26 protein-coding genes are annotated in these 23241 nt (G+C 71.0%); 18 read left to right on the plus strand and 8 right to left on the minus strand.

The annotated features are described in order from the left end of the window. The first annotated feature begins 4 nt into the window (after positions 1–4). Genes ACYU8V_RS03715 through ACYU8V_RS03750 form a run of 8 tightly spaced genes read left to right on the plus strand, consistent with a single transcriptional unit; the run spans position 5 to position 6403 of the window. Complete coding sequence (locus ACYU8V_RS03715) at positions 5–709, plus strand: helix-turn-helix transcriptional regulator (protein ID WP_460845247.1); 705 nt, start codon at positions 5–7, stop codon at positions 707–709. Next, complete coding sequence (sufB, locus tag ACYU8V_RS03720; protein WP_460845249.1) at positions 710–2128, plus strand: Fe-S cluster assembly protein SufB; 1419 nt, start codon at positions 710–712, stop codon at positions 2126–2128. Further along, a complete protein-coding gene (sufD, locus tag ACYU8V_RS03725) occupies positions 2128–3291 on the plus strand; it encodes a Fe-S cluster assembly protein SufD (protein ID WP_460845251.1) in 1164 nt (387 codons plus the stop codon). The genes sufB and sufD overlap by 1 nt, the downstream gene beginning before the upstream one ends. Continuing rightward, positions 3288–3623 carry a non-heme iron oxygenase ferredoxin subunit gene (locus ACYU8V_RS03730; protein WP_460845252.1) on the plus strand — a complete coding sequence of 112 codons (336 nt, stop codon included), beginning with the start codon at positions 3288–3290 and terminating at the stop codon, positions 3621–3623. The genes sufD and ACYU8V_RS03730 overlap by 4 nt, the downstream gene beginning before the upstream one ends. Next, entirely contained in the window at positions 3620–4378 is a 759-nt protein-coding gene (gene sufC / locus ACYU8V_RS03735; RefSeq protein WP_460845254.1) for a Fe-S cluster assembly ATPase SufC, read from the plus strand. Before ACYU8V_RS03730 ends, sufC begins: the two co-directional genes overlap by 4 nt. Position 4379: 1 nt before the next feature. Continuing rightward, positions 4380–5633 (plus strand): aminotransferase class V-fold PLP-dependent enzyme, encoded by a 1254-nt coding sequence (locus ACYU8V_RS03740; RefSeq protein WP_460845255.1) that lies wholly within the window; start codon positions 4380–4382, stop codon positions 5631–5633. A 3-nt stretch (positions 5634–5636) separates the two neighbouring features. After that, the gene (gene sufU, locus ACYU8V_RS03745) at positions 5637–6092 is read left to right on the plus strand and encodes a Fe-S cluster assembly sulfur transfer protein SufU (RefSeq protein WP_460845257.1); all 456 of its coding nucleotides are present in this window, start codon (positions 5637–5639) and stop codon (positions 6090–6092) included. Further along, positions 6089–6403 carry a metal-sulfur cluster assembly factor gene (locus tag ACYU8V_RS03750; protein ID WP_460845259.1) on the plus strand — a complete coding sequence of 105 codons (315 nt, stop codon included), beginning with the start codon at positions 6089–6091 and terminating at the stop codon, positions 6401–6403. Before sufU ends, ACYU8V_RS03750 begins: the two co-directional genes overlap by 4 nt. 3 nt (positions 6404–6406) lie before the next feature. Here the strand turns inward: ACYU8V_RS03750 and ACYU8V_RS03755 are convergent, their stop codons facing one another. Both ACYU8V_RS03755 and ACYU8V_RS03760 read right to left on the minus strand, forming a co-directional pair. After that, the gene (locus tag ACYU8V_RS03755) at positions 6407–6895 is read right to left on the minus strand and encodes a hypothetical protein (protein WP_460845260.1); all 489 of its coding nucleotides are present in this window, start codon (positions 6893–6895) and stop codon (positions 6407–6409) included. Between the two features lie 88 nt (positions 6896–6983). Further along, complete coding sequence (locus ACYU8V_RS03760) at positions 6984–7493, minus strand: SRPBCC family protein (protein WP_460845261.1); 510 nt, start codon at positions 7491–7493, stop codon at positions 6984–6986. Between the two features lie 45 nt (positions 7494–7538). On the opposite strand from ACYU8V_RS03760, the gene ACYU8V_RS03765 reads away from it, so the two are divergent. Then, positions 7539–8609 carry a C45 family autoproteolytic acyltransferase/hydolase gene (locus ACYU8V_RS03765; protein ID WP_460845263.1) on the plus strand — a complete coding sequence of 357 codons (1071 nt, stop codon included), beginning with the start codon at positions 7539–7541 and terminating at the stop codon, positions 8607–8609. A 4-nt stretch (positions 8610–8613) separates the two neighbouring features. Here the strand turns inward: ACYU8V_RS03765 and ACYU8V_RS03770 are convergent, their stop codons facing one another. After that, positions 8614–9102, minus strand: coding sequence for a GNAT family N-acetyltransferase (locus ACYU8V_RS03770; protein ID WP_460845264.1), 489 nt, complete (start codon positions 9100–9102; stop codon positions 8614–8616). Between the two features lie 60 nt (positions 9103–9162). Between ACYU8V_RS03770 and ACYU8V_RS03775 the strand changes: the two genes are divergently transcribed. After that, the gene (locus tag ACYU8V_RS03775; protein ID WP_460845266.1) at positions 9163–10068 is read left to right on the plus strand and encodes a phosphotransferase; all 906 of its coding nucleotides are present in this window, start codon (positions 9163–9165) and stop codon (positions 10066–10068) included. Between the two features lie 124 nt (positions 10069–10192). On the opposite strand, the gene ACYU8V_RS03780 is transcribed toward ACYU8V_RS03775, so the two are convergent. Beyond that, the gene (locus ACYU8V_RS03780; RefSeq protein WP_460845267.1) at positions 10193–11200 is read right to left on the minus strand and encodes a neutral zinc metallopeptidase; all 1008 of its coding nucleotides are present in this window, start codon (positions 11198–11200) and stop codon (positions 10193–10195) included. Positions 11201–11264: 64 nt separating this feature from the next. Between ACYU8V_RS03780 and ACYU8V_RS03785 the strand changes: the two genes are divergently transcribed. From ACYU8V_RS03785 to ACYU8V_RS03805, 5 genes are all read left to right on the plus strand, one after another. Next, positions 11265–12863, plus strand: a complete 1599-nt coding sequence (locus ACYU8V_RS03785; protein WP_460845269.1) for an ABC-F family ATP-binding cassette domain-containing protein — start codon at positions 11265–11267, stop codon at positions 12861–12863. 55 nt (positions 12864–12918) lie between these two features. Then, positions 12919–14448, plus strand: a complete 1530-nt coding sequence (gene glpK / locus ACYU8V_RS03790; protein ID WP_460845271.1) for a glycerol kinase GlpK — start codon at positions 12919–12921, stop codon at positions 14446–14448. Position 14449: 1 nt separating this feature from the next. Beyond that, positions 14450–16195 (plus strand): glycerol-3-phosphate dehydrogenase/oxidase, encoded by a 1746-nt coding sequence (locus ACYU8V_RS03795; RefSeq protein WP_460845272.1) that lies wholly within the window; start codon positions 14450–14452, stop codon positions 16193–16195. Positions 16196–16204: 9 nt separating this feature from the next. Then, positions 16205–16975, plus strand: a complete 771-nt coding sequence (locus ACYU8V_RS03800; RefSeq protein WP_460845274.1) for an SDR family oxidoreductase — start codon at positions 16205–16207, stop codon at positions 16973–16975. Between the two features lie 110 nt (positions 16976–17085). Next, complete coding sequence (locus tag ACYU8V_RS03805; RefSeq protein ID WP_460845276.1) at positions 17086–18741, plus strand: metallophosphoesterase family protein; 1656 nt, start codon at positions 17086–17088, stop codon at positions 18739–18741. 20 nt (positions 18742–18761) lie between these two features. Here the strand turns inward: ACYU8V_RS03805 and ACYU8V_RS03810 are convergent, their stop codons facing one another. Then, positions 18762–19583: an SURF1 family cytochrome oxidase biogenesis protein gene (locus ACYU8V_RS03810; protein WP_460845278.1), complete on the minus strand. Its 822-nt coding sequence runs from the start codon at positions 19581–19583 to the stop codon at positions 18762–18764. Positions 19584–19618: 35 nt separating this feature from the next. On the opposite strand from ACYU8V_RS03810, the gene moaA reads away from it, so the two are divergent. Then, entirely contained in the window at positions 19619–20617 is a 999-nt protein-coding gene (moaA, locus tag ACYU8V_RS03815; protein WP_460845280.1) for a GTP 3',8-cyclase MoaA, read from the plus strand. Between the two features lie 62 nt (positions 20618–20679). On the opposite strand, the gene ACYU8V_RS03820 is transcribed toward moaA, so the two are convergent. Further along, positions 20680–20943 (minus strand): hypothetical protein, encoded by a 264-nt coding sequence (locus ACYU8V_RS03820; RefSeq protein WP_460845282.1) that lies wholly within the window; start codon positions 20941–20943, stop codon positions 20680–20682. After that, complete coding sequence (locus ACYU8V_RS03825; protein ID WP_460845283.1) at positions 20912–21244, minus strand: DUF3099 domain-containing protein; 333 nt, start codon at positions 21242–21244, stop codon at positions 20912–20914. Before ACYU8V_RS03825 ends, ACYU8V_RS03820 begins: the two co-directional genes overlap by 32 nt. Before the next feature lie 68 nt (positions 21245–21312). Here ACYU8V_RS03825 and ACYU8V_RS03830 point away from each other — a divergent pair, with 68 nt between their 5' ends. Beyond that, a complete protein-coding gene (locus ACYU8V_RS03830) occupies positions 21313–21528 on the plus strand; it encodes a dodecin (protein WP_460792666.1) in 216 nt (71 codons plus the stop codon). Positions 21529–21533: 5 nt separating this feature from the next. Beyond that, positions 21534–22037, plus strand: a complete 504-nt coding sequence (locus ACYU8V_RS03835; RefSeq protein WP_460845285.1) for a SixA phosphatase family protein — start codon at positions 21534–21536, stop codon at positions 22035–22037. Here the strand turns inward: ACYU8V_RS03835 and serB are convergent. Then, positions 22034–23236: a phosphoserine phosphatase SerB gene (serB, locus tag ACYU8V_RS03840; protein WP_460845287.1), complete on the minus strand. Its 1203-nt coding sequence runs from the start codon at positions 23234–23236 to the stop codon at positions 22034–22036. The two genes, ACYU8V_RS03835 and serB, sit on opposite strands and share 4 nt — an antisense overlap. Positions 23237–23241: the final 5 nt, after the last annotated feature.

Here is a 23241-nt window from a genome sequence, read left to right on the forward strand (position 1 = left end):
TGTTGTGGAAATCGTGGACCGGAGCTCGCAGGGCGGAAGCGTCGTCGACGCGCCGACCCGTGAGCGCGTCGCGCGGTTCATCCTGGAGGCCGGTCCGTCGACCGCCGCGGAGCTCGCCGAGCGGCTCGACCTGACCCCGGCCGCCGTACGCCGTCACCTCGACCAGCTGCTCGAGGACGGTGCCGTCGAGGCCCGCGACCCGCGTCCCGGGGCCACGCGGGGGCGGGGCCGCCCGGCGAAGGCGTTCGGACTCACCGAGCGCGGCCGCGACCGCTTCGAGAAGCAGTACGACGACCTCGCCGCCGAGGCGCTGCGCTTCCTGCGCGAGACCGCCGGCGACGACGCGGTCAAGGCGTTCGCCGAGCGTCGCGCGAGCTTCATCGAGGAGAAGTTCCCCCAGGTCGCCGCGACCCACCCCGGGGCGAGCCCCGCCGAGGTCCTGGCGCTGGTCTTCTCCGACGAGGGGTACGTCGCCACGGTCCGTGAGCTGCCGGTGATCGGTGAGCAGCTGTGCCAGCAGCACTGCCCGGTCTCCCACGTGGCCCACGAGTTCCCCCAGCTGTGCGAGGCCGAGACCGAGGCCATCGGCCGGGTCCTCGGCACCCACGTCCAGCGCCTTGCCACGATCGCCCACGGCGACGGCGTGTGCACCACCTGCATCCCGGTCTCGACAAGCTCGACCACCCGAGTGAAGAAGGAGATGGTCTGAATGACCTCCATCGAAGAGCTGAACCCCGAGCTGAAGGGGATCGGCCGCTACGAGTTCGGCTGGGCCGACACCGACGTCGCCGGTGCGACGGCGAAGCGCGGCCTCAGCGAGGAGGTCGTCCGTGACATCTCCGCGAAGAAGAACGAGCCGCAGTGGATGCTCGACCTGCGCCTGAAGGGCCTCAAGCTCTTCCACCGCAAGCCGATGCCGACGTGGGGCTCGGACCTCAGCGCGATCGACTTCGACAACATCAAGTACTTCGTGCGCTCCAGCGAGAAGCAGGCCGCCTCGTGGGACGACCTGCCCGAGGACATCAAGAACACCTACGACAAGCTCGGCATCCCCGAGGCGGAGAAGCAGCGCCTGGTCTCCGGTGTCGCGGCCCAGTACGAGTCCGAGGTCGTCTACCACTCGATCCGCGAGGACCTCGAGGCCCAGGGCGTGCTGTTCCTGGACACCGACACCGCGCTGCGCGAGCAGCCGGAGCTGTTCCAGGAGTACTTCGGCACGGTGATCCCGGTCGGCGACAACAAGTTCGCCGCGCTGAACACCTCGGTGTGGTCCGGCGGCTCGTTCATCTACGTGCCCAAGGGCGTCCACGTGGACATCCCGCTGCAGGCCTACTTCCGGATCAACACCGAGAACATGGGCCAGTTCGAGCGCACGCTGATCATCGTCGACGAGGACGCCTACGTGCACTACGTCGAGGGCTGCACCGCGCCGATCTACTCCAGCGACTCGCTGCACTCCGCGGTCGTGGAGATCATCGTGAAGAAGGGCGGCCGCTGCCGCTACACGACCATCCAGAACTGGTCGAACAACGTCTACAACCTCGTCACCAAGCGCGCGGTCTGCGAGGCCGGCGCGACGATGGAGTGGGTCGACGGCAACATCGGCTCCAAGGTCACGATGAAGTACCCGGCCGTCTACCTGATGGGCGAGCACGCCAAGGGCGAGACGCTGTCCATCGCCTTCGCGGGCGAGGGCCAGCACCAGGACGCCGGCGCCAAGATGGTGCACGCGGCGCCGAACACCTCCTCGAGCATCCTCAGCAAGTCGGTGGCGCGCGGCGGGGGCCGTACGTCGTACCGCGGGCTGATCCAGGTCAACGAGGGTGCCCACGGCTCGAAGTCCAACGTGCTCTGCGACGCGCTGCTGGTCGACCAGATCAGCCGCAGCGACACCTACCCCTACGTCGACATCCGCGAGGACGACGTGTCCATGGGCCACGAGGCGAGCGTCTCGAAGGTCTCCGACGACCAGCTCTTCTACCTGATGAGTCGCGGCATGGAGCAGGACGAGGCCATGGCCATGATCGTCCGCGGCTTCGTGGAGCCGATCGCCAAGGAGCTGCCGATGGAGTACGCCCTGGAGCTCAACCGGCTCATCGAGCTGCAGATGGAAGGAGCAGTCGGCTGATGTCGGCAGTCGCTGAGGCCCTGGAGATGGACAGGGTCGAGTCCCACCTGCACCCGGAGGGCTCCTTCGACGTCGAGGCCCACGAGGTCCCGACGGGTCGCGAGGAGATCTGGCGCTTCACCCCGCTCAAGCGGCTGCGCGGCATCCAGGCCGACGCGCCGCTCGGCGGGACGTCGTACAGCCCCGCCTTCGACGCCCCCGAGGGCGTCCGCATCGAGCGGATCGCGGACGGCAGCCTCAAGGGCGTCTCCGGTCTCGTGCCGTGGGACCGCATCTCGGCCCGCGCGTTCGCCGAGGCGAAGGAGACGCTGGCCGTCACCATCCCGCAGGAGACCGAGCTGGACCGCCCGGTGTACGTGACCCTCAAGGGCACCGGCACCGACGAGGCGACCGCCACGCACGCCGTCATCCGGGCCGAGAAGTTCAGCAGGGCGACCGTCGTGCTGCGCTTCGAGGGCTCGATGACGCTGGCCGACAACGTCGAGATCGTGGTCGAGGACGGCGCGCAGCTGACCATCGTCTCCATCGACGACTGGGCCGACGACGCCGTGCACGTGGGTCACCGCCACATCAACGTGGGTCGCGACGCGCAGTTCAAGCACGTCGACATCACCTTCGGCGGCGACGTGGTCCGCAACGACACCACCGCCGAGTACGCCGGACCGGGCGGCTCGGTGGAGATGCTCGGCCTGTACTTCGCCGACGCCGGCCAGCACATCGAGCACCGGCTCTTCGTCGACCACAACGCCCCCCGGACCAAGAGCCACGTGGTCTACAAGGGCGCGCTGCAGGGCGAGAAGGCGCACACCGTGTGGATCGGCAACGTCCTGATCCGCAAGGTCGCCGAGGGCATCGAGACCTACGAGGAGAACCGCAACCTGGTCCTCTCCGACGGCTGCCAGGCCGACTCGGTCCCGAACCTGGAGATCGAGACCGGCGAGATCGAGGGCGCGGGCCACGCGTCGGCGACCGCGCGGTTCGACGACAACCAGCTGTTCTACCTGCGCTCGCGCGGCATCTCGGAGAAGGAGGCGCAGCGACTCGTCGTGCACGGCTTCTTCAACGACCTGATCCGCCAGGTCGGCGTACCGGAGCTCGAGGAGCAGCTGGCGGCGACCGTGGAGGCGGAGCTCGCCAAGAACGTGCTGGCAGGTCTGGCATGACCTTCGAGCGCGTCGCTTCGCTGAGCGACATTCCCGAGGACGAGGCGATCAAGGTCGTCGTCGACCGGTACGACGTGGCGCTGGCCCGCCACGAGGACGAGGTCTTCGCGCTGCAGGACCTCTGCTCGCACGCCAACGTCGCGCTCTCCGAGGGCGAGGTCGACGACTGCACGGTCGAGTGCTGGCTGCACGGTTCGAGGTTCGACCTGCGCACCGGCAAGCCGACCGGCCTGCCCGCGACCGAGCCGGTCGCCACCTTCCCCACCGAGATCCGGGACGGCGACGTGTACGTCGACGTCACCACCACCCTGAACGGAGTCACCCCCGCATGAGCACCCTGGAGATCAAGGACCTGCACGTCAGCGTCGAGACCGAGGATGGTGCCAAGGAGATCCTCAAGGGCGTCACGCTGACCATCAAGGACGGCGAGACCCACGCGATCATGGGCCCGAACGGGTCCGGCAAGTCGACCACGGCGTACTCCATCGCCGGCCACCCGAAGTACACGATCACCGGCGGCGAGGTCCTCCTCGACGGCGAGAACGTGCTCGAGATGACCGTCGACGAGCGGGCGCGGGCCGGGCTGTTCCTGGCCATGCAGTACCCCGTCGAGGTCCCGGGCGTCTCGATGGCGAACTTCCTGCGCACCGCGAAGACCGCGCTCGACGGCGAGGCCCCGAAGCTGCGCACCTGGGTCAAGGACGTCAACGGCGCGCTGGAGAAGATGAAGCTCGACCCCGCCTTCTCCGGCCGCTCGGTCAACGAGGGCTTCTCCGGCGGTGAGAAGAAGCGTGCCGAGATCGCCCAGCTCGACCTGCTCGACCCGAAGTTCGCGATCCTCGACGAGATCGACTCCGGTCTCGACATCGACGCGCTGAAGGTCGTCTCCGATGGCATCAACGACTTCGCCGGCCGCGACGACAAGGGCCTGCTGCTGATCACGCACTACACGCGGATCCTGCGCTACGTGAAGCCGGACTTCGTGCACGTGTTCGTCGACGGCCGGATCGCCGAGTCCGGCGGCCCCGAGCTCGCCGACGAGCTGGAGGCCAACGGCTACGAGAAGTACGTCGGAGCGGGGGTCTGACATGACCCTCCCCGGTCTCCTCCCCGAGCTCGAGGTCATCAGGAAGGACTTCCCGATCCTCGAGCGGCGGCTGGCGGGCGACGTCCCGCTGGTCTACCTGGACAGCGCGAACACCTCGCAGAAGCCGCAGATCGTGATCGACACCATGGTCGACCACCTCGAGCGGCACAACGCGAACATCGCCCGCGCGATGCACCAGCTCGGAGCAGAGGCGACCGAGGCGTTCGAGGGCGCCCGCGACAAGGTCGCGGCGTTCATCGGCGCGCCGGAGCGCGACGAGATCATCTTCACCAAGAACGCCTCCGAGGCGCTCAACCTCGCCGCGCAGACGATCCCGTTGCGGGAGGGCGACCGCGTCGTCATCACCGAGATGGAGCACCACTCCAACATCGTGCCGTGGCAGCTGGCGACCCAGCGGTCGGGTGCGGAGCTGCGCTGGTTCGGCGTCACCGACGAGGGCCTGCTGGACCTGTCGAACATCGACGAGCTGATCGACGAGCGCACCAAGGTCGTCGCGCTGACCTGGGTGTCCAACATGCTCGGCACGATCAACCCGATCGCCGAGATCGCGAAGAAGGCCCACGCGGTCGGCGCGATCGTCGTGGTCGACGCCTCGCAGGCCGCACCGCAGTTGCCGATCGACCTGGCCGCGATGGCCCCGGACGAGCGCCCCGACCTGCTGGCCTTCACCGGCCACAAGGTCGTCGGCCCGACCGGGATCGGGGTGCTGTGGGGCTCGCGTGCGGTGCTCGAGTCGCTCCCGCCCTTCCTGGGTGGTGGCGAGATGATCGCCACGGTCACGATGGAACGGTCGACGTACGCCGGCATCCCGCACAAGTTCGAGGCCGGCACCCCGCCGATCGTCGAGGCCGTGGGTCTCGGTGCCGCGGTCGAGTACCTCGGCCACGTGGGGCTCGACGCCGTGCACGCCCACGAGCAGGCCATCACCGGCTACGCCCTGCAGGGCCTGCAGTCGGTGAAGGGCCTGAGCGTCCTGGGCCCGCTGGACCCGGCGCTGCGCGGGGGAGCGATCTCCTTCGAGCTCGACGGCGTGCACCCGCACGACATCGCCCAGGTGCTGGACAGCCGCGGCATCGCCGTACGCGCCGGGCACCACTGCGCCAAGCCGGCCCACGCCCGGTTCGGGGTACAGGCATCCACGCGGATGTCGTCGTACCTCTACACGACCCCGGCGGAGATCGATGCTCTCGTCGAGGGCCTGGAATACACCCGCTCGTACTTCAAGTTGGACTGACCTATGACCGCCACCCCGGATCTGGATGCCCTCTATCAGGAGATCATCCTCGACCACTACAAGCACCCGCACGGCAAGGGACTCCGCGAGGAGTACGAGTCCGAGGTGCACCACGTGAACCCCACCTGCGGTGACGAGATCACGCTGCGCGCGCACGTCGCGGACGGCAAGGTCGCGGACATCTCCTACGACGCCCTCGGCTGCTCGATCTCCCAGGCCTCCGCGTCGGTGCTCTACGACCTCGTGGTCGGCAAGAGCGTCGATGAGGCCATGGAGATCCAGGCGAAGTTCCAGGAGCTCATGCAGGGCAAGGGCCAGCTCGAGCCCGACGAGGACGTGCTGGAGGACGGCATCGCCTTCGCCGGCGTCGCGAAGTTCCCGGCGCGCGTGAAGTGCGCACTGCTGTCGTGGATGGCCATGAAGGACGCGGTCAGCCGCGTGGACCAGGAGGAAGCATGAGCACCACCACCGTCGAGGACGTCACCGAGGCGATGAAGGACGTCGTTGACCCCGAGCTGGGGATCAACGTCGTCGATCTCGGCCTGGTCTACGGCGTGCACCTGGACGAGGCGTCGAACGTCGTGCTCGACATGACGCTCACCTCGGCAGCGTGCCCGCTCACCGACGTGATCACCGACCAGACCGAGGCCGCGCTCGAGGGCATGGTCAACGACGTCGCGATCAACTGGGTCTGGATGCCGCCGTGGGGCCCGGACAAGATCACCGACGACGGCCGCGAGCAATTGCGCGCCCTCGGCTTCAACGTCTAGGACCTACAGGACCCGCCAGCGGAACCAGATCAGCTCGTCGCCCTGGGGCCCCCGGCCCTGGAGCGTCACCCGGTACCGGCCCGGTCGCGGGGCGGAGAGCCGGAAGCGCTGGTCGGCGACGGCAGCCGCGCGGAGCGTGAACGGCCGCGCATGGGCTGTGCCCAGCCGGGTCAACGTCGCCGTGAACCTCCAGCCCGGCATGCCGAACCACATGCGCAGCGCGCCTCGGGTGCGCGCGGTCCGCAGGTCGGCATCGGCGGGCGGATAGCCGTCGCCGCAGACCATGCTCGAGGTGTTCGGGTCGTCCGACGGTGCGGTCCAGCAGAACATCGCCGGCTGGAAGTACATGTTCGAGGCCGGCGGCTGCAGCACGATCGGGGACGGCCTGCGGCTCCAGGTGTACGACGGCGTGGCGGCCGTCGCGGCGCTCGGGATCAGCAGCCCGGCGATGACGACCGCCCAGGCGGCCAGTATCCGACGATGCGCGTGCATGGGGAGCCTCCCTTTCCCCACCGAGCGTAGGCAACGTCTGCGCCGGATGCAGGAGAACCGCGACAGGTAAAGGGATTCAGCCGGCGATTCAGCCTGCCCGCACGGCGAACCGGGTGTCGGTGTAGCGACGCAGGTTGCGCAGGAACCAGCGGAACGCGAGGTTCGAGGCGAGCCCGCTGATCGGCATGAAGAGCCGCCCGGGACCGGTCACGTCGAGGGCGAGGGTCCAGGTGAGCCGGCAGCCCGACGCGGTCGGGACGACGTCGTACCGCTCGGCGAAGGCGCGGATCGACCGCTCGGACGCCTCGTTGAAGCGGAAGGCCATCTGCGTGCCGGGGTTCCACACCAGGAACTCCTCGGAGCCGACCAGGCCGCCGCGCATCGTGACGTCGCGGGTGGTGCCGACCGTGGGCGGCATCGGGCTGGTCCAGGTGACGCCGGTGATGACCTTGGCCCAGCGCGGCCAGGCGTCGGCGTCGGCGAACACCTCGAAGAGCTGCTCGGGCGTGATGGCGAGCTCCACGGAGTTGCTGTAGCGGTGCGGGGCCGTGTCGACGTACTCGACGCCGACCTTCTCGCACGGGTGCAGGGTGGTCACCGGGCCAGGATAGAACAGGTTCTAGTTGGGTAGGCTGAAGGTCCCATGAAGCTGCACGAGCTGACCATCAGCACGACCGACCCGGCCGTCCGCGGCCGCGAGATCGGCACGACCTTCGCCGATCAGGTGCGCGCCACGGCCGACCGCTACCTCGACCACTTCGCTGCGCTGGGCATCGACGAGGCGCAGGTGCGCGCGACGACGGCCGCCAGCACCGATGCCCTGGGCGCCTGGTGCCCACGGCTGGTCGAGGAGACGGTCGCCATGGCGGAGGGCGCCGGGGTCGAGCCATGGCGCGTCGCGGCGGTGGCGGCGCGCACGGAGGTGCTGGTCGCCGCGCCCGGGCCCGGCGAGTGCACGACGGCCGTGCTCGTCCCGCCGGCGGGCGGTGCCCCGGAGACCATCCAGACCTGGGACTGGCACGACGGGCTGTGTCCCGACGGCCTGCTGCTCGGCCTCACCACGTCCGCGGGCCGCCGGGTCAAGCTCTTCACCGAGTTCGGCACGGCGGCGAAGATCGGGGTCAACGACGCAGGCCTGGGCCTGCACTTCAACATCCTGCGGCACGCGAGTGACCACGCCGGTGGCGGCGTACCCGTGCATGCCATCGCGCGGCGCGTCCTCGAGGAGGCGACCACAGTGGCCGAGGCCGCCGAGATCGCCGCTTCGGCAACGGTCTCGGCCTCCACCGTCCTCACCGTCGTGACGTACGCCGACGGGGTGGCCGATGCCGCGTCGATCGAGATGTCGCCCGCCGGGACCGCGGTCGTGCGGCCGGGTGCGGACGGCTGGTTGGTCCACACCAACCACTTCCTGGATCCGGTGCTCGCCGAGGGGGAGGCCGGCGATCCCGAGGCGCTGTCCGAGGAGCGCTACGCCCACGTCGCCGGGCTGCGCGCCGGCATGGGAGGTCTCGGGACCGGCGAGCGGGCGGCCGCGTTCTGCGGGCCCGCGGGTGCGGACGCGCTGGTCTGCATGCGGCCCGACGTGGCGCTGCCCGACCACGAGCAGTGGGGGACCCTGCTGACCATCTGCCTGGATGTGCCCGGCTTCGCGCTCGAGCACCGTGCCGCGTCCCCGGACGTCGCCGCGCGCGACGGGCTGGCCCGGTTCTGAGCGATCAGCCCAGGGTGCGGGTGAGGAAGACGCTGTTCGGGTCCTCCACGTAGTCGGCGAACGGCGGGCACGGGGAGAACCCGTGGGCGGCGTACAGGGCGCGGGCGGGGGCGAAGTAGTCCTCGGCGCCGGTCTCGAGGCTGATCCGGCCCGCGCCCCGGCGTACCGCCTCGGCGAGGACGTGCTCGAGCATCGCCACGGCGACGCCCTGCCGGCGCGCGGCCGAGGAGGTCCGCATCGACTTGAGCTCGACGAGCCCGTCCGGATGGGACTTCAGGGCCACGCAGCCGAGCAGCACCCCGGCGCGCCGCGCGGTCCAGAACCTCATGCCCGGACCACGGAGCGAGTCCGGGTCGAGCGCGTGCACGCTCTCCGGCGGCGACGTGGCGTACATGTCGGCGAGGTGCTCCTCCAGCAGGGCCCGTACGTCGGGGCGCAGCGGGTCGTCGACGGCGACGACCAGGGTCGGGGCGGGGTCCACCGGGCGATTCACGAGGCAAGTCTTGCGCGTGATGGGCGCCGGATCCGGCCCCGGGTGCGCTAGTTTCCGAGCATGTGGCAGCCCGAGCCCGAGTGGGTGGCGCTTCCGGGTGGCGCCGGCACGTCCACCGTCGGCGTCTGGCGGGCCGCGCTCGGGGACCGTCCGGTCGTCATCAAGCGACTCGCGGCGCCGGTCCCGGGCGACCCGATCGAACTGGGCGAGCCCGACCAGATCGGCTACTGGCGGCGCGAGGCCGACGTACTGCTGACCGGCCTCACCGCGACGACGCCGGGCCTGCGCTCGGGGCCCGCCTCGGTCGAGGAGGACGCCGAGGGCATCACGATCGTGCGCGACTGGGTGGAGGACGGCGCGACCAGCGGCCTGTTCCTGGCCCTGGCCATCGGCCGGTTCGCCGGAGCCGACCTGCCGCGCCCGAGGTTCTTCGCCCGTCACCTGCTGCGCGACCGCCTCGCCCGGGTCGCGCGCGCCGGCGGCTGGCCCACGCTCGCGCGGACGACCGTGGCCGACGTCGCTGACCACCTGTGGCGCCAGCGTGAGCGGATGCTCGACCTGGTCGAGGGACTGCCGCAGGTGCCCCAGCACGGCGACCCGACGGCCGCGAACCTCCCCGGACGCGACGGGGACGACGCCGTCGCCATCGATTGGGGGACGCTGGGCACCGGACCCGTCGGCGGCGACGTGGGCTTCCTCGCGCTGTCCTCGCGCGAGGAGTTCGAGCCGCTGCTGGACGCCTACCTGCTCGGCCTGCCGCCGGGCCTCGCCGACCGGGACGACGTCGTCCTGGGCGCGCGGGTGGTGGCCGTCTACACCGCGCTCAGCCGGGCCGAGTGGGCGCTCGCCCGGGTGGCGCACGGCGAAGGCGCGCTGGCCTCGAAGTACCGCCATCCCGCGGTCGCCCCACACCTGCGCACCCTGCAGCGGACCTTCCCGATGATGGAGGCCCTCCTCACCGTCTGACCCTCCCCAGCGCGAATTCGGCCTTGTGGTCGACCGAAACGCTGGTCTCGGTCGACCACAACTCCGGATTCGCGGGACCAGAAGGCCGGATTCGCGGGACCAGAAGGCCGGAATCGCGGAGGGGTCAGTGGGCGGTGCCGGGGTCGTCCAGGTTGCTGGCGCCGAAGGTGTCGCAGGCGCCGAGGTCGCCGGAGCTGTCGTTGTAGCCGGCCTGGAACCACGCCTCGCGCTGCGCGGAGCTGCCGTGGGTGAACTGGCTCTGGTCCACGCCGTTGCCGACCCGCTTCTGGATGTAGTCGTCGCCGACCTCGCCGGCCGCCTTGATGGCGTCGGAGATGTCCTGCTGGCTGATCTCCTCGAAGATGTTCGCCCCGGCGGAGTCCTTGGTCGAGGAGGCCGCGTTGGACCACATGCCGGCGTAGCAGTCGGCCTGCAGCTCGAGGCGGACCGAGTCGCTGTCGGGGCCCTTCTGGGTGCGGACCTGGCTGATGGTGCCGAGCAGGTCCTGGATGTGGTGGCCGTACTCGTGCGCGACCACATAGGCCCGGACGAAGCCGGTCGGGTCGATGCCGAGCTGCTGGCCGACGGTCGTGTAGAAGTCCTCGTCGAGGTAGATGTTGCCGTCGCCGGAGCAGTAGAAGGGACCCACGTCGGTCGTCGCGGTGCCGCAGCCGCCGGTGCTGACCGATCCCTCGAACGTCACCAGCGCGTTCTCGGGCTGGAACTTCTTGCCGGCCGCCGAGAGCCTCTGCGCGAGAGAGGGCTGCTTGGACCAGTAGTCGTACAGCGAGTTCTCGATGGCGACGAGCGCGCACGGGATCGAGTTGTTGGCGTCGGCGCCGGTCTTGCACTGCGCGTAGTCCGCCGAGTAGCCGCCGGCCGCCTTCACGGTCGTGCCGTGGGAGGAGAGCGAGGTGTTGGTGATCCCGCCGCCGCCACTGTTGCCGAGGACCTGGATCAGGATCCAGACGATCGCGACGATCACGCCGAGGCCGCCACCGATGTGCGGCAGACCGATCCCGCCACCGCCGAGACCGCCGCCCCCGCCCATGCGGCCACCGCCACCGCCGCCTCCGCCGGCCTCGGTCATGCGGGACGTGTCGAGCCGAGCCTTCGGGTTGAACCGCACCATGCACGGCACTGTAGGGCACGAGGATGTGTCTCGCACCGACCCGACGTGGGACGATGGGCGCGTCATGATCACGGTGCACCAGCTCGAGGTCCGGGTCGGTGCCCGCCTCCTCATGGAGAACGTCAGCTTCCGCGTCGCCGCGGGCGACAAGGTCGGTCTCGTCGGGCGCAACGGCGCCGGGAAGACCACCCTCACGAAGGTCCTCGCGGGCGACCACGAGCCGGCCGGGGGCTCGGTCACGAGCACCGGCGAGCTCGGCTACCTGCCCCAGGACCCGCGCGTGGGCGACCCCGAGGTCGCCGTACGCGACCGCATCCTGTCGGCGCGCGGCCTCGACGACGCCGTACGTCGGATGCGCCAGGCCGAGGAGCAGATGGCCTCGCCCGAGCCGAAGGTCCACGACAAGGGCATGCGCCGCTTCGCGCGGGCGCTGGACGACTTCGAGGCCGGCGGTGGCTACGCGGCCGAGGCCGAGGCGAAGCAGATCGCGAACGCGCTGGGTCTTCCCGAGCGGCTCTGGGAGCAGCAGCTGAAGACCCTCTCGGGTGGTCAGCGACGCCGGGTCGAGCTGGTCCGGATCCTGTTCTCGCAGGCCGAGGTGCTGATCCTCGACGAGCCCACCAACCACCTCGACGCCGACTCGATCCTGTGGCTGCGCGAGTGGATGAAGACCTACAGCGGCGGCTTCATCGTGATCTCCCACGACAACGCGCTGCTCGAGGAGACCGTCAACAAGGTCTTCCACCTCGACGCCAACCGCGCCGTCGTCGACATCTACAACATGGGCTGGAAGCACTACCTGACCCAGCGCGAGACCGACGAGGCGCGGCGCAAGCGCGAGATGATGAACGCGCAGAACAAGGCCAAGACGCTCACCGACCAGGCCAACAAGATGAAGGCTCGTGCGTCGGGCGCATCCGCGGCCCAGTCGATGCTCAAGCGCGCCGAGCGGCTGATGGTCGGCATCGAGGGCGAGCGCCAGTCCGACAAGGTCGCGGCGATCAAGTTCCCGACCCCGGCACCCTGCGGCAAGACTCCCCTCACCGCCCACGACCTGTCGCGCTCGTACGGCGCGCTCGAGGTCTTCACCGCCGTGGACCTGGCCATCGACAAGGGCTCCCGCGTCGTCATCCTCGGCCTCAACGGTGCCGGCAAGACCACGATGCTGCGCATCCTCGCCGGCGTCGACGAGCCGGACACGGGCGAGGTCGTCCCCGGCTACGGGCTGAAGGTCGGCTACTACGCCCAGGAGCACGAGACCCTCGACGTCAACCGCACCGTGCTGGAGAACATGCAGTCCGCGGCGCCGAACCTCACCGACACCGAGGCTCGCTCGGTGCTCGGCTCCTTCCTGTTCAGCGGCGACGACGCGCACAAGTCGGCGGGGGTGCTGTCCGGTGGCGAGAAGACCCGTCTCGCGCTGGCGTCACTCGTCGTCTCGCAGGCCAACGTGCTGCTGCTCGACGAGCCCACGAACAACCTGGACCCGGCCTCCCGCGAGGAGGTCCTCAACGCGATCCGCCGCTACGAGGGCGCGATCATCCTCGTCACCCACGACGAGGGTGCAGTACACGCCCTCGAGCCGGACCGGGTGCTCATCCTGCCCGACGGGGTCGAGGACCTCTGGAGTGCGGACTACGCCGACCTGATCGCCCTGGCCTGAACCGTCGCCTGAACGCTGCCCGGGACGGGCCTCCCGCCATGGCAGGCTGTGCGCCATGGCCACCTCCCGCGACGCGCGGTACGTCGGAGCGATCGACCAGGGCACCACGAGCACCCGCTTCATGGTGTTCGACCATGCCGGCGCCGAGGTCGTGCGCCACCAGTTCGAGCACGAGCAGATCCTGCCGCGGGCCGGCTGGGTCGAGCACAACCCGATCGAGATCTGGGAGCGCACCGGGTCGGTGATCCGCACGGCGCTGGCGAAGGCCCACCTGCAGGCCTCCGACCTCGCCGCGATCGGCATCACCAACCAGCGCGAGACCACCATCGTGTGGGATCGCCACACCGGGCGCCCGCTGCACACCGCGATCGTCTGGCAGGACACGCGCTCCGATACCATCACCGCCGCGCTGGACAAGGACGAGCGTGGCGCCCTGATCCGGCACCGTGCCGGTCTGCCGCCGGCGCCGTACTTCTCCGGCGGGAAGCTGCAGTGGCTGCTGGAGAGCATCCCCGGCCTGCGAGAGGCGGGAGAGCGCGGCGACGCCCTGTTCGGTACGCCGGACAGCTGGGTGCTGTGGAACCTGACCGGCGGCGTCGACGGGGGAGTCCACCTCACCGACGTCACCAACGCCAGCCGCACGATGCTGATGGACCTGGAGACCCTCGACTGGGACGACGAGCTGCTCGCCATCTTCGGCGTCCCGCGGGCGATGCTGCCGCAGATCCGCGAGTCGTCGGCGGTGGAGCCCTTCGGCATGACCCGCAGCGACGGGCCGCTCGGCGGCGAGGTGCCGATCACCGGCATCCTCGGCGACCAGCAGGCCGCGACCGTCGGCCAGGTCTGCTTCGCGCCCGGCGAGGCCAAGAACACCTACGGCACCGGCAACTTCCTGCTGCTCAACACCGGTACCGAGATCGTGCGGTCCAGGGCCGGACTGCTGACCACGCCGGCGTACAAGCTGGGGAACGAGCCGTGCGTCTACGCCCTCGAGGGCTCGATCGCCGTCACCGGCTCGGCGATCCAGTGGCTGCGCGACCAGCTGGGGATCATCAGCGGCGCGGGGGAGTCCGAGACGCTGGCGCGCCAGGTCGAGGACAACGGCGGCGTCTACTTCGTGCCCGCGTTCTCGGGCCTGTTCGCGCCGTGGTGGCGCTCGGACGCGCGCGGCGCGATCGTCGGGCTGTCGCGGTTCAACACCAACGCGCACGTGGCGCGGGCGACGCTGGAGGCGATCTGCTACCAGTCCCGCGACGTCGTCGACGCGATGACCGAGGACTCCGGCGTGCGCCTGGAGACGCTCAAGGTGGACGGCGGCGTCACGGCGAACGAGCTGTGCATGCAGATCCAGGCCGACGTGCTCGGCGTACCGGTGAGCCGGCCGGTGGTGTCGGAGACCACGGCACTGGGGGCGGCGTACGCCGCCGGGCTGTCGGTCGGCTTCTGGGAGTCGACCGACGAGCTGCGCCGGAACTGGCGCGAAGGCGCCCGCTGGACGCCACAATGGGACGAGAAGCGCCGGGAGACCGGCTACGCGCAATGGCACAGAGCGGTGCAGCGAACCTTCGACTGGATCGAGGTCTGAGATGGACGCCGCCGCACTGTCACCCCGCGCCCGCACCGCCGCCCTGCGCCGGCTGGAGGGCCAGCGCCTCGACCTGCTGGTGATCGGGGGTGGCGTGGTCGGCAGCGGCTGCGCGCTCGACGCCGCCACGCGCGGTCTCAACGTGGGCCTCGTCGAGGCGCGCGACTTCGCCTCCGGCACCTCCTCGCGCAGCTCCAAGCTGATCCACGGCGGCCTGCGGTACCTGGAGATGCTCGACTTCCGGCTCGTCGCGGAGGCGCTGAAGGAGCGCGGCCTGCTGATGCAGCGGCTCGCGCCGCACCTGGTGCGCCCGGTGCCGTTCCTCTACCCGCTCACCGGGCGCGGCTGGGAGCGTTGGTACGCCGGCACCGGGGTCGCCCTCTACGACGCCCTGTCGAAGGCGAGCGGCTACGGCCAGACGACGCCGACGCACAAGCACCTCACCCGGCACGGCGCGCGCAAGGCGTTCCCGTCGCTGCGCAAGGACGCCCTGGTGGGCGCGATCCGCTACTACGACGCCCAGGTCGACGACGCCCGGCACACGATGTTCCTGGCCCGCACCGCCGCCACCTACGGCGCCGCCGTCGCCTCCCGCACCCGTGTGGTCGGGCTGCTCAAGGAGAGCGAGCGCGTCGTCGGGGCGCGGGTGGTGGACCTCGAGACCGGCCGTGAGTTCGAGATCCGCGCCTCGCAGGTCATCAACGCCACCGGCGTGTGGACCGACGAGACGCAGGCGATGGCGCGCGAGCGCGGCCAGTTCAAGGTCCGCGCCTCCAAGGGCATCCACCTGGTCGTGCCGCGCGACCGGATCCGCGGCGAGACCGGGCTGATCCTGCGCACCGAGACCTCGGTGCTGTTCGTCATCCCGTGGAAGCGGCACTGGATCATCGGCACCACCGACACCGACTGGGAGCTGTCCAAGGACCACCCGGCGGCGAGCTCGAAGGACATCGACTACCTGCTCGAGCACGTCAACCAGGTGCTGGAGGTCCCGCTGACCCGCGCCGACGTCGAGGGCGTGTACGCCGGCCTCCGCCCGCTCCTCGCGGGCGAGGACGCCGCCACGTCCAAGCTCTCCCGCGAGCACGCGGTCGCCCATGCGGTGCCCGGGCTGGTCGTCGTGGCGGGCGGCAAGTACACGACGTACCGGGTGATGGCGAAGGACGCCGTCGACGAGGCCGTGCACGGGCTGGAGTCGGTGCAGGGCCGCACGGTCGGCGCGTGCGTCACCGAGGACATCCCGCTGGTGGGCGCCGACGGCTACCACGCGCTGTGGAACCAGCGCCGCTCGCTCGCGGCCAGCTCCGGGCTGGCGATCAACCGGGTGGAGCACCTGCTGGAGCGCTACGGCTCGATGGTGCTGGAGATCCTCGACCTGATCGCGGCCGAGCCCGACCTGCGCGAGCCGCTGCCGGGCGCCGAGGACTACCTCCAGGCCGAGGCGGTCTACGCCGTGACGCACGAGGGCGCGCGGCACCTCGACGACATCCTGACCCGGCGGCTGCGGGTCTCGATCGAGACCTTCGACCGCGGAGCCGCCGCGGCGCCGTACGTCGCCGACCTGGTCCGCGGCCACCTCGGCTGGGACTCCGCCCAGCACACGCGCGAGCTGCAACACTACCTCAAGCGCGTCGAGGCCGAGCGGGAGAGTCAGCGCCAGCCCGACGACCTCACCGCCGACGCAGCGCGCAAGGGCGCCCCCGACGTCGTGCCGGTCACCCACGCGGCCAGCTCCGAGGTCTCGTAGGGTCGAGGCATGGATCTCGACCTCCGCGACCGCGTCTACATCGTCACCGGCGGCACCCGCGGCCTGGGCAGGGCCACGGCGGAGGCGCTCGTCGCGGACGGTGCGCGGGTCGTCGTCACCGGCCGCGACCCGGAGTCCGTGGCCGACACGGTCATCGCGCTGATCGACAGCACCGGTGAGGACATCGCGATCGGCGTACCTGCCGACAACGCCGACCCGGCCACGCCGGCGACGCTGATCGATGCCGCGCACCACAAGTGGGGGCGGCTGGACGGCGCGCTGATCAGCGTGGGCGGCCCCGCCGCCGGCTCCCTGATGCAGGCCACCGACGAGGAGTGGAGCCAGGCCTTCGGGTCGGTATTCCTCGGCGCGGTGCGGCTCGGCCGCGAGATCGGGGCGGCGCTCGGCGAGGGCGGCTCGCTGGCATTCGTGCTCTCCACGAGTACCAAGCAGCCGATCCCCGACCTCGCGATCTCCAACGGCCTGCGCCCCGGCCTGGGCATGGTCGCCAAGACCCTCGCCGACGAGCTCGGCCCGCGCGGCGTCCGCGTCAACGGGCTGCTCCCCGGCCGGATCGCGACCGACCGGGTCGCCCAGCTGGACGCCGGGACCCCCGACCCGGCCGCCACGCGTGCCCGCACCGAGGCCGCGATCCCGCTGCGCAGGTACGGCGCCCCCGCCGAGTTCGGCCGCGCAGCCGCCTTCCTGCTCTCGCCCGCGGCGTCCTTCGTGTCCGGCGTGATGCTGCCGGTCGACGGGGGCATGTCCCGCTCGCTGTGAGCGGAAGGAGCACCGATTCTGCCGGATTCGCTGCGCTGTTGGAGATCTCAACTTAGCCTGGGTCCCGCCGATCTCGAGGATCGGTCGTAGGGTGACGAAGGGGACTCGGGATGCGCAGGCAGATGGGGGCGGTGCTTGCCGTCGGGATGCTGGCCGGACTGGCCGCGACGGTCATGACCGGCCCGCCGGGATCGGCGACCACGCAGCACGCCGCGCGCTTCGCGGCGTACACCGATCACACGGCGGCGGTGGTGGATCCGGCGACGACACAGAGGGTGACCGCCGCTGTCCGCGTGCTCGACGCGGTCACGGGAGCGCCGGCCCGCGGCACGATCTGGCTCGTCGCCGCCGACGGCTACCGCGAGTCGGCCAAGGTGACGCTCAAGCCGACCGGCTGGGGTGTCGTGTCGGCCGACCCGCCGCCCGGACTGCTGCCCGGCAGCTACGTCTGGCACGTCCGCTACAGCGGGAGCGCGAAGGTGCTCGGCGCGACCTCGGTCGCCGGCACCGCCTTCCGGGTGGCCCAGCCGGCCGCCGACCCGACCGTCGACGACTCGTTCATCGCCTCACCCGACGTCACCAACGAGGACATCGCCGACCTGAGCGGGCTGCCCGGCTACGACCCGGCGTACGGCAACTCCTGGAACCAGTGGACCGCCGACTCGGTGGACTGGGTCTACGACGAGATCGCGGCCCGCAACCCCAGCGCCTTCCTGATCTCCGGCGACCTCGTGGAGGGTCGCTGGGGCCTGCCCGACAACCACTCCGGCCTGTTCGGCTCGTCCACCGAGGGCGGTTGGCCGATCACCGAGGACCAGCAGGTCGCGATGGTCCAGCAGCAGGCGGCGCTGTACAACGGCGCGAACGCCCAGCGGCTCAAGGACGCGGGGCTCTACGACAGGACGCTCCCCGCCGTGGGCGACCACGACATCGGCGACAACTGGTGGTACGACTCCAGCGCCTACGGCGCCTTCAAGCTGCACCACCTCGACCTGTGGCGCGACTCGTTCCACGACAACTACCTGGTGAAGAGCGGCGGCGGCGCGAAGGGGTTCACCCGGCCGGTCGGCACGCAGTGGGAGAAGACGGCGTACGCCACCATGGTGAACCCGGACCTGCTGGTGGTCACCCTGGACGAGTTCAACCAGCGCGACCACGGGGTCTCGGTCACGGTCACCGGCGGTCAGCTGACCTGGCTCGAGGGCGTGCTGGCCCACGCTCGGCACACGGGGGTGCGGTGGATCGTGCTCCAGGGCCACGTCCCGATCCTGCCGTCGGCGGTGTGGCACAGCTCCGGACTGCACATCAACGGCGGCACGGACTCGCCGCTGTGGAAGCTGATGGTGAAGTACCGGGTCAACCTCTACATCGCCGGCGAGGTCCACACGACCTCGCGCTACACCCAGGACGGCATCACCCAGATCACCACCGGCTCGCCGATCCCGGCAGGGGAGACGACCTTCCTCGACGTCCAGGTCTTCCACGACCGGCTCGCGATGGGGCTGTGGGGCTGGTACGTCGACGACCACAAGAGCACCCCGCAGTACCTGTGGAACGGCGGCTGCTCGATCACCGAGAACGAGCTGCCCGCCGAGGAGCGTCCGGCGTACTGCAGCGGCTGGTCGCACAACTCCGGTGGCAACAAGGACTACGTCGGCATCGAGCCGACCGACATGGCACAGCTGACGGTCAGGCTGGACGGCACCGCCGACCCGGGCACCGGCTCCCTGGTCCAGTACGCCGGCGGCAGCGGCTCCTCGCACTGAGCCGGCCGACCCGGACCGGATCAGCGGCGGCCGGCCTCCCGGCCGCGCTCGGTCTCGGCGTCGGCCGCCTGGGCCGCGGCACGACGTCGCGCGCCCCGGTCTCCGTTGTTCCGCTCGTCCCAGGCCAGGTAGAGGAACCCGCCGGCACCCAGGACCCCGAAGAACCACCACTGCAGGCCGTAGAAGAAGTGCGGGCCGTTGCTGAGGTCGGGCTGGTCCTCCGTGCCGAGCGCCTTCGACGCCGGCGGGGTCTCGGACTGCATCTGCAGGAAGCCGCCGTACGTCGGGGCGCCGATGGCCTGCCCGATCGCGCTGCTGGAGATGGCACGGACGGAGTGGTCGCTCACGTCGGTGCTGCTGCCGGAGCCGTCCTGGCGCACCCAGCCGACCACGGTGACCTGGCCGGACGGCGGCTTCGGCAGCGCGCTCACGGGGGGCTGCGGGTCGTCGGTGCCGAACCAGCCACGGTTGACCAGGACGTCGCCCCCCTCGGTCCGCAGCGGTACGACGACGTCCACGCCCGGCTCGCCGTGGTCATCGGTCTGGTAGCGCACGATGACGGTGTCGGCGACGTCGTAGGTGCCGGTCGCCCGGACCACCCGCCACTCGTCGCTGTCGGGGACCGGCCGGCCGATCGCCAGCACGTCGGTCAGGGGCTCGGGAGCCTCGCGGTAGTTGGCGCGGATGATCGCGTTCTGGCTCTTGGTGTGCTCCAGCCGGTGGAACTGCCAGCGGCCCAGCCACCAGCAGCCCCAGGCCAGCACCACCACGGCGAAGAAGAAGAGCACCCAGCGCCGGCTGAGCAGGAACCGCCAGGACTTCTGCGGCTGGGACGACGTCACGCCCCAACGGTAGGCGGCGCCTCTAGACTCGGTGCATGCAGGCCCCCGCACTCATCGATCGGTTCGGTCGCACGGCCACCGACCTCCGCGTCTCGCTGACCGACCGCTGCAACCTGCGCTGCACCTACTGCATGCCGGCCGAGGGGCTGGACTGGCTGCCCTCCGACGCCCAGCTCACCGACGACGAGGTCGTCCGGCTGATCGGTGTCGCGGTGCGCGACCTCGGGGTGCGCGAGGTGCGGTTCACCGGGGGAGAGCCGCTGGTACGCCGCGGCCTGGTCGACATCGTGCGCCGGGTCCGTGCCTTCGACGCCGACGTCGAGATGTCGATCACCAGCAACGGCCTGGGCCTGGACAAGCTCGCCGCGCCGCTGGTGGAGGCGGGGCTGAACCGGGTCAACGTCTCCCTCGACTCGGTCCGGCCGGACACCTTCGCCGAGCTGACCCGCCGAGACCGGCTGCGCGATGTCGTCGCGGGCCTGGCGGCCGCGGAGGCGGCCGGGCTGGGTCCGGTCAAGGTCAACGCGGTGCTGCTGCGCGGTGTCAACGACGACCAGGCGGCCGAGCTGCTGCGCTGGTGCCTGGATCGTGGCTACCAACTGCGCTTCATCGAGCAGATGCCGCTGGACGCCCAGCATGGCTGGAAGCGCGACGAGATGGTCACCGCCGATGAGATCTTCGCGGCGCTGGGCCGCGAGTTCGAGCTGACGCCGGCGTACGAGCCCCGCGGCAGCGCGCCCGCCGAGCTGTTCGTGGTCGACGGCGGACCGGCGACCGTGGGCGTGATCGCCTCGGTGACCCGGCCGTTCTGCGGCGACTGCGACCGGGTGCGCCTGACCGCCGACGGTCAGGTCCGCAACTGCCTGTTCGCGCGCGAGGAGTCCGACCTGCGCACGGCCATGCGCGGGGGCGCCGACGACGCCGAGCTGGCGCGGCGGTGGATCGCGGCGATGGCGGGCAAGGCGGCCGGGCACGGCATCGACGACCCGACCTTCCTGCAGCCCGACCGTCCGATGTCAGCCATCGGCGGCTGAGGGATCGTCCGCATGGCCGGCAGCGAGGCGGGAGGTGCCGCGCGCGGACGCGTCAGGTGTGCCTAGAGCGGTTCTGTATTACCCGCGCGCGGCGCCGGAGACTCGCTCGGCCCGTCCAATACGTGCGGGACGGTCTCCTTGAGGAAGCCCCGCGCCGCGAGGAAGCTCTCCAGCGTCTCCCGATGGGCGTCGCACGCCAGCCACGTCTTGCGGCGGTCGGCGTCGTGCAGCTTCGGGTTGTTCCACAGCAGCTGCCACGCGGCCGGGGCGCGACACCCCTTGGCCGAGCAGACGTCAGGCTCCGTGTGGGTGGTCCTCGTCAGCATCGCTCACCTCGCTCCCGAGCTCGCGGAACGGCGACATGCCGCCGACCAGGCCGATCGAGGCGTCGCGCGAGTCGTTGGCGTTGGCCATCACCACGGCGACGTACGGCAGCACCAGGGCGGCGCCGATCAGGGCGGGCCACAGCCAGGTGATGCCGTTGACGCCCGCGATCACGGCGCCGACGAAGCAGAGGGCGCGGAAGCTCATCGCGATCAGGTAGCGCCGCTGCCGGCGCGCCAGGTCGGCCTCCGGGCCGGAGCCCGCGGTGGTGATCCGGATGGCACCGGATTCCGATCGCGCCATGTCATCGATCCTATGCCTTAGTCCCGACGGGTCATCCGGGCGTGTCGTGGCCCTTGTAGGCTCGCGGCATGTCGAACCGCACCTACCGCGTCTCCGAGATCGTCGGCACCTCCCCGGAGGGCATCGACCAGGCCGTCCGCAACGCGATCGAGCGCGCGAGCCAGACGCTGCGGCACCTGGACTGGTTCGAGATCACCCAGGTCCGCGGCCAGATCAAGGACGGCCAGGTCGAGCACTTCCAGGTCGGCATGAAGGTCGGCTTCCGTCTCGAGGACGACGAGTAGGTCCCGTGCGCACGCTCGTGGTCATCCGGCACGCCAAGGCCGAGCAGTACGCCGCCAGTGACTTCGAGCGCGAGCTGACCGACCGGGGCCGGGCCGATGCGGCCGAGGCGGGCCGCTGGCTGGCCGCCGAGGGCGTCGTACCGGGCGCGGCGTACGTCTCGGCGGCCGCGCGCACCCGCGGGACGTGGGCGGCCATCGCCGGCGCTGCGGGGTGGAAGCTGGAGCCGACCTACGACCGTGCGCTCTACGGCACCGACGAGGACGGCGTGCTCGAGCTCGTGCGGATCACCGACGACTCCGTGGACACGGTGGTCGTCATCGGGCACAACCCGACCATCGAGGTGCTCGTCCAGCTGCTCGACGACGGCGAGGGGCCGGCCGAGCTGGCCGAGAGCCTGGCGATCGGCTGCCCGACCAGCGCGGTCGCGGTGTTCGACGTCGCGGTGCCGTGGGCCGAGGTCGGGCCGATGTCCGGCCGGCCGCGGGCCTTCCACGTCGGCCGCGGCTAGACGGGCGGCGCCGGGGTGACGATGCCGTCGGCGGCGTCGGCGGCCTCGACCTCCTCGCGGCGGATGCCGAGCAGGTACATGATCGAGTCCAGGTAGGGCACGTTCAGCGTCGTGTCGGCGGCCTCGCGCACGACCGCGCGGGCGTTGTAGGCGATGCCCAGGCCGGCCGCGGCCAGCATGTCGAGGTCGTTGGCGCCGTCGCCGATCGCGATCGTCGCCTGCTCCGGTACGCCGAGGTCCTCGGCGAACTCCCGCAGCGCCCGGGCCTTCCCGGCCCGGTCGACGATCTCGCCGACCACCTTGCCGGTGAGCCGCCCGTCGACGACCTCCAGGGTGTTCGCGCGCGCCCGGTGGATGCCGAGGTCCGCGGCGAGGCGGTCGGTGATCTGGCTGAACCCGCCGGACACGATCGCGAACCGGTAGCCGAGCCGGCGCAGCGTGCGGACCAGGGTCCGGGCGCCCGGGTTCACCACGATCTGGTCGTAGACCTCGTCGAGGACCGAGGCGTCCAGGCCCTCGAGGCAGGCGACCCGCGCGCGCAGGGACTCGGCGAAGTCGATCTCGCCCTGCATGGCGCGCTCGGTGATCTCGGCGACCTGCGGCCCGAAGCCCGCGTGCTCGGCGAGCATCTCGATGACCTCGCCCTCGATCAGCGTCGAGTCGACGTCCATGACGATGAGCCGCACGCCGTGGCGCAGCAGCGAGGCGGGCTGGACCGCGACGTCGATGCCCTGGCGGGCGCCCTCGGTGGCCAGCGAGGCCCGCAGCCGGGCCGGGTCGATGCCCGAGACGTCCAGCTCGATCGCGGTGACGGGGTAGCGGGCCATCCGCTCGATCCGGTCGATGTTGCCGCCGGCATCCGCGATCCGGCCCGCGATGGCGCTCATCGCCGCCGCCTTCAGCGGCGCACCGATGACGGTGACGTGGGAGCGGCCGCCGGCGCGGGTCGGGTTGTCGCCGGAGCCGCGCTCGATCTCCACGCTCATGCCGAGCCGGACGAGGGCCTGCTCCAGGCTCGCGCCGAGCCGCTTGGAGTCGTGCGGGGCGGTGACGAGCACGGCGAGGAGCAGCCGCCGGCGTACGACGATCTGCTCGAGGTCGACGACGGACACGCCCGCTTGGGCCAGGACGTCGAAGATCGCGGACGTCACCCCGGGACGGTCCTTGCCGGTGACGGTGAGCAGCAGGGTGTCGTTCATCGGCG

The sequence above is a fragment of the Nocardioides ultimimeridianus genome (assembly GCF_054777895.1).